20 protein-coding genes are annotated in these 16,279 nt (G+C 33.3%); 6 read left to right on the top strand and 14 right to left on the bottom strand.

Features of this window, described 5'->3' with window-relative positions:
• Positions 1–19: 19 nt before the first annotated feature.
• A complete protein-coding gene (locus tag ACWNT5_RS06315; protein ID WP_299609871.1) occupies positions 20–1,078 on the top strand; it encodes a carbohydrate-binding protein in 1,059 nt (352 codons plus the stop codon).
• 103 nt (positions 1,079–1,181) lie between these two features.
• Here the strand turns inward: ACWNT5_RS06315 and ACWNT5_RS06320 are convergent, their stop codons facing one another.
• The 3 genes from ACWNT5_RS06320 to purN all read right to left on the bottom strand — a co-directional run bounded on the left by ACWNT5_RS06320 (position 1,182) and on the right by purN (position 3,150).
• The gene (locus ACWNT5_RS06320) at positions 1,182–1,796 is read right to left on the bottom strand and encodes an START domain-containing protein (protein ID WP_299609870.1); all 615 of its coding nucleotides are present in this window, start codon (positions 1,794–1,796) and stop codon (positions 1,182–1,184) included.
• A 96-nt stretch (positions 1,797–1,892) separates the two neighbouring features.
• Positions 1,893–2,528 (bottom strand): ribonuclease H family protein, encoded by a 636-nt coding sequence (locus ACWNT5_RS06325; protein WP_299609868.1) that lies wholly within the window; start codon positions 2,526–2,528, stop codon positions 1,893–1,895.
• 43 nt (positions 2,529–2,571) lie between these two features.
• The gene (gene purN, locus ACWNT5_RS06330; RefSeq protein ID WP_299609867.1) at positions 2,572–3,150 is read right to left on the bottom strand and encodes a phosphoribosylglycinamide formyltransferase; all 579 of its coding nucleotides are present in this window, start codon (positions 3,148–3,150) and stop codon (positions 2,572–2,574) included.
• 179 nt (positions 3,151–3,329) lie between these two features.
• Here purN and ACWNT5_RS06335 point away from each other — a divergent pair, with 179 nt between their 5' ends.
• The 5 genes from ACWNT5_RS06335 (at position 3,330) to pyk (ending at position 7,695) form a co-directional block, all read left to right on the top strand.
• Positions 3,330–3,563 (top strand): acyl carrier protein, encoded by a 234-nt coding sequence (locus ACWNT5_RS06335; RefSeq protein WP_027394586.1) that lies wholly within the window; start codon positions 3,330–3,332, stop codon positions 3,561–3,563.
• An 18-nt stretch (positions 3,564–3,581) separates the two neighbouring features.
• Positions 3,582–4,835 carry a beta-ketoacyl-ACP synthase II gene (gene fabF, locus ACWNT5_RS06340; protein WP_299609865.1) on the top strand — a complete coding sequence of 418 codons (1,254 nt, stop codon included), beginning with the start codon at positions 3,582–3,584 and terminating at the stop codon, positions 4,833–4,835.
• 2 nt (positions 4,836–4,837) lie between these two features.
• On the top strand, positions 4,838–5,575 hold the full coding sequence (gene rnc / locus ACWNT5_RS06345; RefSeq protein ID WP_299609863.1) for a ribonuclease III: 738 nt from the start codon (positions 4,838–4,840) through the stop codon (positions 5,573–5,575).
• 198 nt (positions 5,576–5,773) lie between these two features.
• The gene (locus ACWNT5_RS06350; RefSeq protein ID WP_299609862.1) at positions 5,774–6,268 is read left to right on the top strand and encodes an IPExxxVDY family protein; all 495 of its coding nucleotides are present in this window, start codon (positions 5,774–5,776) and stop codon (positions 6,266–6,268) included.
• On the top strand, positions 6,268–7,695 hold the full coding sequence (gene pyk / locus ACWNT5_RS06355) for a pyruvate kinase (RefSeq protein ID WP_299609859.1): 1,428 nt from the start codon (positions 6,268–6,270) through the stop codon (positions 7,693–7,695). Before ACWNT5_RS06350 ends, pyk begins: the two co-directional genes overlap by 1 nt.
• A gap of 70 nt (positions 7,696–7,765) precedes the next feature.
• On the opposite strand, the gene ACWNT5_RS06360 is transcribed toward pyk, so the two are convergent.
• From ACWNT5_RS06360 to ACWNT5_RS06410, 11 genes are all read right to left on the bottom strand, one after another.
• Positions 7,766–8,176, bottom strand: a complete 411-nt coding sequence (locus ACWNT5_RS06360) for a response regulator (protein WP_299609858.1) — start codon at positions 8,174–8,176, stop codon at positions 7,766–7,768.
• Between the two features lie 19 nt (positions 8,177–8,195).
• On the bottom strand, positions 8,196–9,647 hold the full coding sequence (locus tag ACWNT5_RS06365; protein ID WP_299609855.1) for a PAS domain-containing sensor histidine kinase: 1,452 nt from the start codon (positions 9,645–9,647) through the stop codon (positions 8,196–8,198).
• A gap of 43 nt (positions 9,648–9,690) precedes the next feature.
• On the bottom strand, positions 9,691–10,086 hold the full coding sequence (locus ACWNT5_RS06370; protein ID WP_299609852.1) for a DUF2721 domain-containing protein: 396 nt from the start codon (positions 10,084–10,086) through the stop codon (positions 9,691–9,693).
• Between the two features lie 26 nt (positions 10,087–10,112).
• The gene (locus ACWNT5_RS06375; protein ID WP_299609850.1) at positions 10,113–10,451 is read right to left on the bottom strand and encodes a zinc-ribbon domain-containing protein; all 339 of its coding nucleotides are present in this window, start codon (positions 10,449–10,451) and stop codon (positions 10,113–10,115) included.
• A 122-nt stretch (positions 10,452–10,573) separates the two neighbouring features.
• Entirely contained in the window at positions 10,574–11,140 is a 567-nt protein-coding gene (locus tag ACWNT5_RS06380) for a hypothetical protein (RefSeq protein ID WP_299609847.1), read from the bottom strand.
• A 125-nt stretch (positions 11,141–11,265) separates the two neighbouring features.
• Complete coding sequence (locus ACWNT5_RS06385; RefSeq protein ID WP_456516909.1) at positions 11,266–11,790, bottom strand: hypothetical protein; 525 nt, start codon at positions 11,788–11,790, stop codon at positions 11,266–11,268.
• Positions 11,791–11,912: 122 nt separating this feature from the next.
• Entirely contained in the window at positions 11,913–12,458 is a 546-nt protein-coding gene (locus ACWNT5_RS06390) for an SIMPL domain-containing protein (RefSeq protein ID WP_456516910.1), read from the bottom strand.
• A 106-nt stretch (positions 12,459–12,564) separates the two neighbouring features.
• Positions 12,565–13,095: a peptidoglycan DD-metalloendopeptidase family protein gene (locus tag ACWNT5_RS06395; RefSeq protein WP_456516911.1), complete on the bottom strand. Its 531-nt coding sequence runs from the start codon at positions 13,093–13,095 to the stop codon at positions 12,565–12,567.
• 35 nt (positions 13,096–13,130) lie between these two features.
• Positions 13,131–14,156 carry a Kelch repeat-containing protein gene (locus ACWNT5_RS06400; RefSeq protein WP_456516912.1) on the bottom strand — a complete coding sequence of 342 codons (1,026 nt, stop codon included), beginning with the start codon at positions 14,154–14,156 and terminating at the stop codon, positions 13,131–13,133.
• A gap of 92 nt (positions 14,157–14,248) precedes the next feature.
• Complete coding sequence (locus ACWNT5_RS06405; protein WP_456516913.1) at positions 14,249–14,740, bottom strand: hypothetical protein; 492 nt, start codon at positions 14,738–14,740, stop codon at positions 14,249–14,251.
• A gap of 27 nt (positions 14,741–14,767) precedes the next feature.
• Positions 14,768–16,072 (bottom strand): tetratricopeptide repeat protein, encoded by a 1,305-nt coding sequence (locus ACWNT5_RS06410; protein ID WP_456516914.1) that lies wholly within the window; start codon positions 16,070–16,072, stop codon positions 14,768–14,770.
• Positions 16,073–16,279 lie beyond the last annotated feature (207 nt).

Below are 16,279 nucleotides of genomic sequence, written 5' to 3' on the forward strand. Positions count from 1 at the left end.
ACATAAACTCAACATAATTATGAAAAAAAGTAAGATAGCTAGACTTGCGCTAGCTGCCCTAATCTCCTTTTCTCTAACCAATTGTGACAAGGACACAGAAGATGTATTAGAGACGAACGAAATCGACTTTTCAAAATCTGCACACGTATGTATTGCTAAATGGGATGCTCCTAACGGTGCTAAAGCTACAAGTGTAAAGGCTAAACAATGGGAACCTGGACAAACTATCCGTGTAAAATTCTTAAATGGAAATAGTTTTGTACAATCCAAAGTAAGACAGTATGCGGTTGAATGGGAAAAGTACGCTAATTTAAAATTCCAATGGGTTACCTCTGGAAGTGCCAATATAAAAATTGCTTTTAGAGAAGGGCAATATGCCGATGAAGCTGGTTCTTGGTCATACCTAGGAACAGATTCTAATAGTTATGCACATAGTATGCACTTTGGATGGTTTAACGACAATACTACTGATACCGAATTTAGAAGAACAACTATTCATGAGTTTGGTCATGCTTTAGGTTTAATCCATGAACACCAAAACCCAGTTGCTGGAATTAACTGGGATAAAGATGCTGTATATGCATATTATGCTGGTGCTCCTAATTATTGGTCGCAAGCACAAGTAGACAACAATCTTTTTAGACGTTATGATGCTAGTATCAGTAATTATAGCGAATATGATCCATTATCAATTATGCATTATCCAATTCCTGCAGAACATACTCTAGATAGAGTTGCAGTTGGATCTAACACACAGTTATCTGCAACTGATAAGGCATTTATTGGAACAATTTATCCATTTCCAGATTCTGGAGATATCTGCGCAGGTGTAGCTCCTTATAACGGAAACACTTCATATGCTACAGGAGATAAAGTAACTTATAACGGTACACTTTACCAAAGAACTAGTACTGGGTGGAGTAATCTTGGTGAATGTGGTAGCTCGGATCCTTGTGACGGTGTAGCTCCTTATAACGGAAACACATCATATTCTGTTGGTGACCAAGTAACTTATAACGGAACTCTTTATCAAAGAACTAGCACTGGATGGAGTAATCTAGGACCTTGCGGTGCTTAATAAATAAAAAATAATTCATACAAAAGCTCTAGATACAGATCTAGAGCTTTTTTTTATATCAAGTTTACGTTCGAAATGTAATTCTAATTTAAACGTTGATTCTTCAAGAATTTAGATTTTCTAAGGTACTTCTAAGATTTTTAAAAGTTCTAAAAGGTCCAAGTACTAATAATGAATTCGTAATAAAGGAAGGTAAAGTACCTTCAGGATTTACATAAAGTTGTTGAGTGACTTGAACATAACCATTTTTCTCTTCTAATAGCCAATGTCCAACCAATTCCTGCACTCTAAGTGTATTTTTCACCTCTGGAACCTCTGTTGATGCAGATCTAATGCTTAATTCTACTTTATTATTAGAAATCTTATTCAATTTTAATTTAGAAACCACGTCCCTATCCGTTATAGGCCAAGGAAAATCATTCTTTACATAAAAAATATAGTCTTTATTGTCAGATACCTTAACCAAATGACTAACTCCATCTTCGCAGTTGTGATTATACCGTGGAGCTGTTAACAACTCTTGTATTACCTTGTCCAAGGAAGTTTTAATAGATGTTATCGCTTTATATTCTTTATATCGGCTATCTTCATAATTTCTAACCCATATTTTTATTCCTTCACTATCCTTAGAAAGACTCCATCCATCCTGACTCCATATGGTTAGCGGAATCAAAATGAGTAAAAAGAAAGATATATTTTTGATATTTATTTTTTTCATTTCTAAGTCATTAGGTTCAATACTCGATAATGATTTAGTAGAAAAAAAATAAATTGAATTACAAAAGGGTCTTGTTAAAGTACGTTAAATAGGAGTTTATTTCCTTCCAAAATCTGCTGGAATCTCACCCCAAGCTTTTGTTTCCCATTTAACAATTTTGGTTGTATACGTGTTTTCTTTAAGCCATATGATCGCCCGATCAACTAAATCAAACATTTGCTTATTTTTAGAACTTCTCTTTAGTTTGGTCTTGCAGGTTTTTTGTTTTACCCAACCCATCGCTATTTTAGAATCCGTATATAAAATCCGATCACTCCCTTTCTTTTTAAGGTATGCAAGACCGTGCACTAACGCCAAAAACTCACCTATGTTATTTGTCCCCTGAGGAAAAGGGCCTTGATGAAAAAGCTGTTTTTCTGTCTGAGTATCTACACCTCTGTATTCCATTTTACCAGGATTCCCGCTTGAAGCTGCGTCAACCGCAATAGAATATAAATTAGGCTCTCCAATTTTTGATAATTGTTCTGGAGTTAAAGAAGATTTTGGTTTGCTCTTTCCTCTATAATCCTCATAATTTCCATTGTACGCTTTTTTGGCCAGGTCAAAAGATTCAAAAGATTTATATTTCGCATTTGCATATCCTTTTACGGCAGCTTTACAATCATCCCATTTGTTATAAATTCCAGGCTTGTGTCCTTCCCAAACGACATAAAACTTTTCCTTTTTGGCCATGTTTCTAATAACTATAAATATACTTTTAAATTAAAACTGATTATCAGATTTCATCTCTTAAACCTAAAACCTTTTCTATAACGACAGGAAAGTATTTATATTCTAAAGTATGGATAGCCTTTGCCAAATCCTCAGCAGTATCTTTTTCGCTTATAGCAGTTTCTGCCTGAAAAATAATTCCACCCTCATCGTAGTGTTCATTTACAAAATGAATGGTAATACCACTCTCTTTTTCCCTGTTTCTAATAACCGCTTCGTGTACATGGTTTCCATACATCCCTTTTCCTCCGTATTTTGGAAGTAATGCGGGATGGATATTAATCACTTTATCTGGGAAAACATCAATGATCTTTTTAGGAAATATCCATAAAAAACCTGCCAAGACAATGATATCTGGTTCGGCATCTTTTAGCACATTTAATACATCATTAGAACCATAAAATGACTCTTTGTCAAAGTGTAACGCCTTTACTTTAAGGTCATGAGCTCGTTTTAAAACTTTGGCACGCAGGTTGTTAGAGAACACATGTGTTACCTCTGCATTCTTGCGTTCTTGAAAGTACTTAATAATATTTTCGGCATTGGTACCGGAACCGGAAGCAAAAATTATGATACGCTTCATAGCAATAGAGTGTTAGTTTAGAGAGCACAAAAAAAATAATTATTATCCATTTTTAGGCAGCAAAAAGCCAATACTTCCATATATTTGATAAATTACAAATACATTTTTAGAGGATTATGGGGTTTTAAAATAAAGTTTTTTATTTTTGCGACCTAATTAAAAAATTAAAATTAAACATTATGTCAGACATTGCATCAAGAGTAAAAGCGATAATCGTTGACAAATTAGGAGTAGACGAAAATGAGGTTGTAACTGAGGCTAGCTTCACAAATGACCTAGGCGCTGATTCGTTAGACACTGTAGAGTTGATTATGGAATTCGAAAAAGAATTCGATATTCAAATTCCAGATGATCAAGCTGAAAACATTGCAACAGTTGGTCAAGCAATATCTTATATTGAAGACGCAAAGTAAATAACTTCACAACATTATATGAATCTTAAGCGAGTTGTAGTCACAGGACTAGGGGCATTAACGCCCATCGGTAACAATATTTCGGAGTATTGGGATGGTTTAGCAAACGGTAAAAGCGGATGCGCTCCTATTACTTATTTTGATACTGAAAATTTCAAGACTAAATTTGCTTGCGAAGTCAAAAATTACAATCCCACAGACTATTTTGATAGAAAAGACGCACGCAAATTAGATAAATTTGCGCAGTATGCTATTGTCGCTTCTGAAGAAGCTATAAAAGATGCTGCTATCGACCTTGAGAAGGTTGATAAATTCAGAGTGGGTGTTATCTGGGGTGCTGGTATAGGTGGATTAGAAACTTTTCAAGAAGAAGTTATTGGATATGCTAATGGAAATGGAACTCCTCGTTTCAATCCTTTCTTTATTCCAAAAATGATCGCCGATATAGCTCCAGGACATATTTCTATACGAAATGGTTTTATGGGACCAAACTATACTACGGTTTCAGCCTGCGCTTCATCTGCAAATTCAATGATAGATGCTTTAAACTATATTCGTTTGGGGCATTGTGATATCATTGTTACAGGAGGAAGTGAAGCAGCTGTAACAATTGCTGGTATGGGAGGATTTAATGCGATGCACGCACTTTCTACAAGAAATGAAAGTCCAGAGTCTGCTTCCAGACCTTTTGATGCAACCAGAGATGGTTTTGTATTAGGAGAAGGTGGTGGTGCTTTAATTCTTGAAGAATATGAACATGCAAAAGCAAGAGGTGCTAAAATCTATGCAGAAGTTGTAGGTGGTGGTATGTCTAGTGATGCATATCATATGACAGCTCCTCATCCTGATGGAATAGGAGTAGAGCGTGTAATGCTCAATTGTTTGAGAGATGCAGGTGTTCAACCGGAACAAGTAGATGCTATAAACACTCATGGAACATCCACACCATTAGGTGATGTTGCAGAATTAAAAGCAATTACTAAAGTATTTGGTGATCACGCACAGAACATTAATATAAATTCAACAAAATCTATGACTGGACATCTACTAGGTGCTGCAGGTGCTATCGAAGCAATTGCTTCTATACTTGCTATGCAAAATAGTTTGGTGCCTCCAACCATCAATCACACTACTGTGGATGAAAATATAGATCCTACGTTGAATTTGACCTTAAACAAAGCTCAAAAGCGTGACATTACATACGCTATGAGTAATACTTTTGGTTTCGGAGGTCATAACGCATGTGTGTTATTTAAAAAATTAGACGAATAATAATGAGTGTTATTCGCAACATACTAAATTCCCGCTCTGACAAGAACGGGAATTTTTTTTCTAAAATCCAAAACATATTGGGTTTTAAACCAAAAAGCATTGGGCCTTACGAAAAGGCTTTTACTCACAGGTCTTTAAATCTTAAAGACAAAAAGGGAAATGCAATAAACTATGAGCGTTTAGAATTCCTTGGTGACGCTATGCTAAGTAGTGTTATTGCTGCCCATTTATTTAAGGAGGTTCCAGAAGGAAACGAAGGATATCTTACCAAAATGCGCGCTAAAGTAGTAAGTAGGAAACACCTGAATGAACTAGGCAAAGATCTTAAGTTAATAGATCTTGTTCGTACTAATATTCCAAAATCTCAATTTGGTATTAATATCCACGGTAATCTCTTCGAAGCTTTAATTGGCGCCATTTATCTCGATCGAGGATTTGTTTATTGTGAACGTTTTATACATGAATCCGTTATTAATCCATATGTTGACATAGAAAGTTTAGAAGGACAAATAATTAGTTACAAAAGTTTACTTATAGAATGGTGTCAAAAAGTTAAAAAGAATTTTAACTATGAAATCTATGAAGATACTGGAAAAGACGAAATGAAACATTTTGCGGTAAAACTCTGGATAGACGATAAAGTAGTAGCAAAAGCCAGAGCAACTTCAAAGAAAAAAGCTGAAGAAAAAGCATCCAAGAGAGCTTATTTCGCATTTCAGTCAAAAATCAATTTCCCATAAAATCTAACTTTTCTTTAATTTCTGTTTTATTAAGCTGTTAATAGACTATTAAATTCTCATTTTATAGCAAGTTTGAGGTGTAGAATCCTAAAAGATACTAACTCAATCGTTTTCGTATAATATCTTTATCTTTTATTAAACTTCTAAGGAGATTTTATTTGTATATTTCTCGATAATTTTGGAAAAATGTAAATTCTAATGGCAATCCAAAGGCTGGTTTTAGACGATGTTATTGATGATGATTATGAGCTTATTGCCGTTCATAGTTCGATAGCTACCTACAGATTAGCTTTTATTTTAAATAAGCATCTAGACTTACGACTTTTCAGAAAAAAAGAAGATATAAATTTTGAACATGAGACACATACGGCAAGTTTTCCGATGTTTCAGTATCATGATCAATTTAGATATAATATGTATAGTCTGTTGGGAAATAAATTTAAAACAAAAATTAAGTCCGATACGATAGCAGCTGAAGGCTTATTTGCATCGACTGCTTCAGAAAGAGCTATTACAGAATATCTAATTCCTGAACTAAAAAATGTAGATTACTTTTTAAAGGTAGAAGCTGAAACTTCCCAATTTTCAAGTAAAGCTCTCATAGAAAATCTACTTACTATTCCACAAATTGTAACTGCTTACGCTGTGGATTATACTCAACTAAAATCAAAGAACAACTTAATATTTGAATAATGCCAAACTCCAAAAAAACTAAGATAGTGGCAACGCTTGGACCCGCTACAAGCACGAAAGATGTACTAAAAAAAATGCTAGAAGCTGGTGTAAACGTTTTTAGAATCAACTTTTCGCATGCTGATTATGAAGATGTAAAAGAGCGAGTAAAAATGATTCGTGACTTAAATGCCAAACATGGGTTTAATGCTGCTATTTTAGCAGATCTACAAGGTCCAAAATTACGAGTTGGTGTCATGAAAGGTGATATTATTGTTAATGATGGAGATCATATAAATTTTGTTACTGGAGAACCTTTTGAAGGAACTTCCGACAGCGTTTATATGAACTACGCGAACTTTCCAAAAGATGTAAAATCCGGAGAAAGAATTTTATTAGATGACGGTAAATTAATTTTTGAAGTTGTTTCTTCTAATAATAAGGATACAATAAAGGCAAAAGTAATTCAGGGAGGTCCTTTAAAGTCTAAAAAAGGAGTTAACTTACCTAATACGAATATCTCTTTACCTGCGCTTACAGAAAAGGACGTAAAAGATGCAATTTTTGCCTGTAGTCTAGAAGTAGATTGGATTGCATTATCATTTGTTAGACATGCTCAGGATCTTATAGAATTACAAGATCTTATTAAGGAACACAGCGAACATAAGATTCCTATCGTTGCAAAAATCGAAAAACCTGAAGGTGTAGAAAATATAGATAAGATTGTTGCTTATTGCGATGGTCTTATGGTTGCCAGAGGAGATCTAGGTGTAGAAATTCCTGCTCAAGAGGTTCCTTTAATTCAGAAAAAGTTAGTGCTTAGAGCTAAGACGGCTAGGATACCTGTTATTATAGCAACGCAGATGATGGAGACCATGATCGATAGTTTAACCCCAACTCGTGCAGAAGTAAATGATGTTGCCAACTCGGTAATGGATGGCGCTGATGCAGTTATGTTATCCGGAGAGACTTCGGTAGGTAAATATCCTGTACAAGTTATCGCTACTATGACTAAAATAATTAATAGTGTAGAAAACTCTGAGCTTATTCAGGTTCCTCAGGATCCTCCTCATATAAGAACTAATCGATTCATTACTAAATCTATTTGTTACCATGCAGCACATATGGCCAACGATATTAACGCCAAAGCTATCTGTACATTAACTAATAGTGGTTATACCGCTTTTCAGATTTCTGCCTGGAGACCAGGAGCTCATATTTTAGTATTTACCAGTAATAGAAGAATATTATCACAACTAAGTCTTCTTTGGGGCGTTAAAGCATTTTATTATGATAAATATGTAAGTACTGACGAAACAGTTCATGACGTTAATAATTTAGCATTAGAACGAGGTTTTGTAGAAAAAGGCGATATGCTTATCAATCTAGCAGCCATGCCTGTAATAGAAAAAGGAATGGTAAATACCTTAAGAGTATCACTTATGTAAAAGAACCTCTTTGCTATAGAAAGAAACAAAAAACGACTTCTGATGATTATAATTCAGAAGTCGTTTTATTTTAGGCTGAAGCATTAAAAATACCTTCCAGATCTTCTATAGTTATGGGTTTAATTAAGTAATCTTTTACGCCTTTGATTTCTTTTGCTTTATTAATATCCACTGGATTGATAGAAGAACTCACAATATACAGGGTGATCACTTTACCAAACTTATTCTTTATCCCACAAAATTGTTCTAAAAACTGCCATCCATCCATTACTGGCATATTAAGATCAAGAAAAATTATTTCTGGAAGATTTTCCTCATCCATATTACTTAAGATAGCTTCAAAATAGCTTAATGCTTCTTTGCCATTCTCAAAAACTAATAAGTTTTTGCAAAGGTGTTTTGCTTCAATTATTCGTTTTACCAAATTTACATAGACACTATCATCATCGATGATACATGCTATTCCTATTTTATCGCCCATTTTATAAGAATTGTGTGTTTTAAAATTTTATAGTAAATGTCGTTCCTTCATTTACCTCACTATCAACTGTGATAGTTCCATCCAAAGATTCTACTTGATTTTTGGTCATAAACAACCCAATACCCACTGCATCTTTATTATAGTGGAACGTCTTGTACATACCAAATACTTTATCCTTAAAAAGAGTCAAATCAATCCCTCTTCCGTTATCAGAAACTTTTAAGTACGCGTTTCCATTCTCGTTATATGTTTTAATAACAATCACAGGATCACGTTCTGGATGCTTATACTTTATTGCGTTAGTAATCAAATTCAGCAAAATACTTTCTAAATACGCTGGTATGTAATTTATTTGTTCAACTTCGGTAAAATCTGGTCGAATCTGGCAATTACTGTTACTAATCATATGACTAATTCCATTAACTACTAACTTTAGTGCCTCATTAAAGTATACAGCAACTCGTTCTTGTTTATTGTTTGTTTGTATCGTAACCACCTCATTTAGGTGTTCTATAGTAGTATTTAGATTATCAGAAATTGTCTTTACTTCCTTAATGAGCCCTTCTTTCTCTTTAGGGTCTTCTATATCTTCTATGAGTTGAACTAATAATGATAAGTTGCTTGTATGAGATCTAAGATTATGAGAAACAATATGCGCGAAGTTAAAGAGTCTAGAATTCTGAGCGGCTATAATATCTACCGATTTCTGTAAACTTATTTCCTTTCTTTTGATTTCATCTATATCCTGAAAAACACCTCGAATACCAATTATTTCTTTCCCTTCATTGTAAATTGGTTTCCCGATTGCTCTTGCCCAAAACTCTCTTTTATTAGCAGTGACCATTTTTATTTCTGTATTAAAAGGAGTTCCCATCATAGCGCAATTAAAAAAACAATCCGCCGCTAATTGTCTATGATCTTCGGTATAATAATCCGCAGAATCTTTTAAAGATGGTTTATAATCTTCTGGGTATTCTAAAATACGATAGGTCTCAAAATCCCAGTAACTTTCTCTTTTCTGAAAATCCACATACCAACTCCCTGTAGAAGTCATCTGTGCAGTCTCTTTATAATAAAAGTTATCCTTTTTTATCGTTCGGTCAGGCTCTATGTTAGTTTCGAAAAAAAATAAAAACTGTACCCCTGCTTTTATGTTCACAGGTAATTCGTCATTCGTAGCACATCGAAAAAATAGATACTGTCCATTTTTGTTACGAATCTTAATGTGCTGTTTAAAATTGGTGTTATTATTTCTGTAGTTAAGAAAATTGTCTCTAAATAAAGCTACATCTTCTTCGTGAATAAGTTTCGATATAAAATAATCAAAATCAGACTTCACATCTTCCTTGGAATACCCTAAAACTTCATAAAATTTATCCGACCAATTTTCTCTATACGGATCCTTCAGCAATTGCCAATAACCCGTATTGAAATCTTGCATTACGTTATTAAAAAGTTCATTCTGGAGCATGCGAGGTTGGTTAAAACAAATATGTCTAACAAGATAAGAATTTCTAGTTATTTTCCTCTATTCTGTCTAACCTTATTGATAATGCTTTGGTGGAAATTTGCACTTCTATAAAAGATAAAAAAAGTGAAATCATAAGTGCAAAAAGACTGATGCCAAATATTAAATTTGCTAAACTGTTTTTCTCAACATATAACAAAAACATTGTAATTACACTCGTAAGAAAGCTAATAATTGCTATGGCTTGCATATTTCTTATCAGCCATAATCGCTTTCGTAAATTCTTAATCTGTAATCCTGTATTCTTAGATCTGGAATCTAAATATTCCTTATGCAATTGTCTTATCAATGCTGCGATTGCAAGATACCTAGCATTATACGCTAGCATCGTGAGAGAAATTGCAGGAAAAAGTAATGCTGGAATACCCATCGTAAGTGTCATAACCAAATATTTTAGACACTAAGGTACTAACTTTCTAGTTGTACTGATATCGCGGCGCAAACAATTGTAATTATTAATATGCCTAAACCTGCATATTGCCACAGTGGGCCTTTTGCTTTATTTTTTAATAGATTATACTCTTTTCTTATTGACAAAGGCATTTCTTTGGTATAAAGAACATTTTTACAATGTTGACACTGAGACAATCCCTTTTTTCCTATTGGGAATAATGGAATCCAGAAAATATGCGCATGTCTTCTATAAACACTTAAAACTAAAGATCCTTGTGTTCCGCAATTTGGACAAACGGAAATTTCTGATCTTTCTGATTTTAGGTGTACTGATTTGCTTCCGTAAATTATCATCTTCTTCTTTTTTTGGTGTTTAATTCATAAAAAGGAAATACAGTTTGTTCGGATGGTCTTAGAGATAATACAAAATTCCCCAAAGTTGAACTTTAGGAAATTTTGTATCATAATCTTTTTGTTTATTTTATATCAAAAAGAGCAGTTATTTCCTCGTATGACATTTTCTCAAAATCTTGAGCTGACCTTCCTGCTGTTTGTCCTCCAGGAATAATTATATATCTAAAATCATTGAAGAATGTAAATAGATTAGTGCCGCTGTCAGTTGTACTAGCTTCGACTTGTAATGAAGCTCCACCTGTAGTATCCAATAGCCTCAATAGATAATATTCATTTTGAGATGCCAATAAATAAGGTAATTGATATATCTCATAATCAGTATCATTTCCATTTCTTCCGTATACTAATACCACATCAGATGCAAGATTAAATTCTGAACTGCTAAGTACATCTAATCCTTGAAAATTTGATTGTTGAGCACCATCTAACACAAAGTCTCTAGCAATCCAGTCTGAGTAAATAACATTTGCCGTTCCTGTATCTCCTTGATCGCCTTGCGGCCCTTGATCACCTTGTTCTCCTTGTGGTCCCTGTTCACCTTGTGGCCCTACAGCCCCATCTTCGCCTTCACAAGAAATAACACTTGCAGATAGTAATATAACTAATACACATCCCATTAAATTTTTCATTGCTTTCATTTTAAAAAAGTATTTAAAGTTAATGGCACAAACTTAATTAGGTGTTGTTTTAAGGATGTCCGAAATATTTGAAATTCAATAAATTCGGACGTTTTTAAGGGTAAATCCCTAAGATATTATTGATATGATTCTCTACAAGAAATCAACTGTTTTAAAGCAGTATCTAATTGATATTTCTTCCACAACGGAATATCTTTTTCTATGGTCAAAGGGTTTTGCTCAGACTTGATATATTCTTTTATAGAAACCACAATAGGGTCATTGTTATCTTCAATTTTAAGTATAGATTTTCCGCCAGGAGTACTATAATTTCCTTCATACTCATAACAAAATACAATAACACTATCTCCTTCTTTAACATCTACATCAGCAAAACAATCTGATATGATATAGTTTTGCTCTTGATACGAGCTGTTTGTGGACTCTATAGAAGTAAGAACCTCATCCACTCTTATTACTCCTTTCCGAGCTGTGTAGTGAGGTTGTTCTGTTTTATTATAGATCTTATCCACTGTCCCTAAAAAAACCAAGCTATATTTTTCACCACAATTTCCAATAAACGGACCACTTTGTGGCCACCAATATGTATATCCAATCTTTAGGGTATCTTTTAAATTAACCTCCTTTGAAGTTGATAGCACTATATTCTTTTTAGGCTCTCTTTTAGATTTTTTGTTTTCACACTGAATAAAAAGAAATGATAAGCAAAAAACGCACGCTAGAACCTTGATCAACTTCATTTTTTGATATATAGCTAAAAATATCATTTAAGAGAAAAAGTTACCGTAACATAATACTTTATTGGTGTTTTTATTGCCATCGAATTAAAATATTTCTGCTTGTTATTATGGTTTTCAATTTTAATAATCTCTCCAATGTTTCCCCCAATATTCTCAGCAATTTTAGTGGCTGCATTTCTGGCATCATCAATAGCATCTTTACTCAGTTTCCCCATTTCTTCATGGGCCATTTCTTTAGATATAATATCAACTTTTGTATTTGTAACGCCTTCCATACTCTGACTCAAAACCAATTTTACTTCATCTAAAGAGGTAGTTTTATAAAAATAAAACCTAGATGTGTTATAGCTATATGATGTAATCCGATACAGCTCATCCTCTTCAAAACGACTAAAATCGATATTTACTTTACTTAATGAAGCTGCAAATTCTTTAGCTACATCATCTACTGTTTTTCCTTTTATATTTCTGTAACTATCTCCAACAATCTCTCTGAATTCTACATTTACAATATACTCGTTAATCTCAGGTTGCATATTAGTTTCTCCTATTACTGTTATTGAATTCATCTTTTGTGCATTTAAAATAGTTTGACATACAAGAAGAACAAGTATTGTTATTTTAATAGATCTCATAATTTTCGATTTAAGTTTTTCCTTTATTTTTAAGTTTTTTTTATGGCATAACAGTTTCTTCAACACACCATTCTTCATATAAATTCTTATGTTGCTGTATAAAGCTTGAAGTTCCAAATTGCAAGGGACAATGTGCTATATTTTGATCATCATTAACTTGAAGTTCAACCCTATTTCCAAGACCAATTGTTCCTAATAAACTACCTGTTTGCACTTGATCTCCTTTTGAAATAGTAACCTCAACAACGTGATCATATATAATAAGCCAAGTAGCATTATTACTTGGTTTTATCCATATTTCAAAATCATCAATAGTTGGGTTTCTTCTAACATCTACTACAATTCCCTCTGAAACCGATACCACTGGTATATCTGATTGATTACCAAAATATTCAATCGCTGGATTTTGCTGAGTAGGGGTAAGAAACTGTCCAAATGGAATGAATGAACTAACTTGCGCTATCGGTATTGGCGGAATCGTAAATAATGGTGGTGTACTGTCTAATAAAAAATTGTCATTTCTACAGCCCATTACCGTTATCAAAACTATTAAAATCTTTATCGATTTCATATTATCGCTTAACTTACTTACTTCGCAATAAAACACTATTCATATCCCCAAATATCATCATAATAAACAGCCCCATTTTGTAGACTAAAACCGTTTAGAATCCATAATTTGTTTGTATTGTACACCGAAGTATGATAGCCTCTGGATGGAAAATTTTTCTTAACGTTTATCTTCTCCCAAACCATTCCATCTTGACTAAACCAAATGTCATCATAATAGTCATTTTGTGGTCCTATACCACCTGTTAACCACATTCCTGTTTTATTAAAAGTTATTGCATGATTCCTTCTAGGAGAAAATGGAATATTTACGCTGGCTAAATTCCATTCAAATCCATTTGTAGAGTACCAAACATCATTAAGGTAATTTCCACTATCATCATGTCCTCCGATAACCCATATTTTATTATCATATACTACTGTAGCATGTCCATAGCGCCTTCCAAATGGAGCCAGATTGGTTATCAAGTTCCATTGTATACCATCACTACTAGTCCATACATCTCCTTTTACATCAAAATTATCACTTAACCCACCAATCAAAAACATTCTATTTTCTAGGCTGGCTAATGTATGCCATCTACGAGCAGAAAAAGGGGCGTTTTTTTGTGACTGCATCCAATCTTTTCCGTTTTTACTAAACCACACATCATTCAAATATTTATTTCCCTGTGTACCTCCTGCAATCCACATCTTATTATCAGCAACGGTCATCGCATGTCCATAGCGAACTGAAAATGGTGCGCTTGGGGTAACTTCTTCCCAATTTTTGCCATCCTTACTACACCAAACATCATTATAAGTAAATTGATTTTGTACGCCACCAATCACCCACATTTTATTATCAAAAATAGTAGAGGTATGAGCTGCTCTTCCTCCATAAGGAGTTTCTCCATTTACCACAGTATTTGAAAAGCTAGGCTGATCAGTAGTTACAACTTTTTCTGAAGAAACTAAAGAATGGGGCTCATTGGTAAAATCTTCTTTTAATTCACAACTACAAACTGCAAAAAACACTACCAATAGTCTTAAGAAACCTTTGATTCTAAATTCATTTCTCATATCACACATTATTAAAATATCTGATCAAAAATAAACCCAGGTCTTATTTTAGGTGTCCGAGAAGTTTGAATTTCAAAGAATTCGGATATTATTTAGTTCTTATTATGAAAGGCTTTCTTTTTTAACCACACGTTGATTTTCATTTTATTAACCAAATCTTTACGCTGCCAAATCGGATTCTCGACACAAAGGCTTTGACAGTGTTCCGGTTTGATCTGTACAGTTTTACTCTCGAAACCTTCTCTATTTTTGACTTGTGTGTCTTTTATGGTTATAAATTTTCCATGTAAATTTTGAGCATTTTCAACAAATTTTAGCACATAATAATCATGATATGAAGGGAACTTTCTTAAACCAGGATGATTTGTTATTACCTCATCAATTTTTTGTGTAACTATAAATTTCTTCTTCACATATTCTACTCCCTTAGCATCTGTAATATTAATTGTCAAACCATGAATTTTTTCTCCTGTTCTAATATCACGAACATCTATTATTATCATTGAAGACATATCCCAGAAACAATGTTGTGCCTGAGATCGACAAACACCTATGAATACCATACATAGCATTGCATATTTCATTTTAAAAAGGTTTAATCTCTAAAAAACTTAGTTCTTCCGGCTTTTTACAACGTAGATAAGAATGATTATCAAAACTGGAATTATAAAATAAATCGCGATAGGTATTTTTGATGTATTAGTGTTTTTTTCGGTTTGTTTTATTTCAGTAATCACATCTTCTTTAGTTGCTATAGCTTCATTTAACACGAGAGTGTCTTTGGGAAGGTTTTTTAGAGTGTCTGATGTCTTAGGTCTATACTTATGATAATGACTTTCTACCTTTTCGGTTGGAGTACTTGCTTCTTGTTTTATTTTTCCTACCAAAGGTTTTTTGTAATACTTTTTCGAAAACTCAACCTCTGGGTTTTTTCCATTGGTTATCCATCGTATTTCGGTCTCACGAATTTCTTTATAATACTTTTCTCCTTCTGCAATTTCTTCTTTTAATGATTTTTCTAATGCATCGATCGTAAATCGACTTCCTCCTTTTTTGGTGTATTGATAATAAAGTGTAAGTGCAATTTTTTGATCATATAATGACTTTGTGGCTTTCTCTTTACTGTGATAGGACGCCTTAAAATACGCTCTCGCAGCTAACTGTCTTGCTCCCTTTTTCCAACCATCGGCCATTAATAAATCTCCGAGTGCTTCTAGCAAAACAGGTGAGTCGTAATTCCCAAACTTCATCATCCCCATAATTCCTTTAATTGCTTTTTGAAGCTCTTTATTGGGTAGTGATTTACTTTTTAAATTATCTCCACTTTTGTTATAGTATTTGTTACTTAAAAAAGAATAAAAATTATTAAAAGTCTTTATCGGAAATGTTCCTCTTGAAGTATCAAATCCGGGAGATAACGGTAATATGACTTTTCCATTTTTCATTTTACTTTGTACATATTCCACAAGATATTTTTGATAGATCTCTCTCCCAAAGTGAGCATCTGGATTTATAGCAATTGCCTTATCTATATATTCAATTCCCTTTTCTAGTTGACCATTATGGATATAAAAAGTACCAAGATTAGCATATGTTGTATAATTATTTGGAGCAATCTTATCCTTCTTTAGAATAATCTGAATTGCTTTAGGGTCATTTCCTATTTTAGAATAAGCAACCGCAAGATCATCATATAATTCTAGGCTATCTGGAAACCTTTTAAGTTTTTCTTCTCTGTCTGCTATTCTCCATCTATAAAACTCTGGAGAATGCCTCAAAAATTTTCCAGAGATTAACTCAATTACATCAGGAAATTGCATTCTCTCCATTTCGACAGTGTCGTAATCCCAGAAACAAGAATATCCAAAAAAACTAGTAGAAAAAGCACATATCACAAATGATATAAATCTTCTCATATGCAAATCTTATTATTTTTTTAGGTTAAATAATGTAGTAATAATCGCTTAAATTATTACCCTATAATTTAAAAAAGGACCCTCAATAAAAATAACTAGAATATTTAATGAGGATCCTATAGTAATGAAAAGCGATTGGACAAAAAACCTGTCATTACAAACTGCTTTTGCACAAAAAATAACCTAACACTTATTAATACCATCTCT

The sequence above is a fragment of the Aquimarina sp. 433 genome (assembly GCF_054054605.1).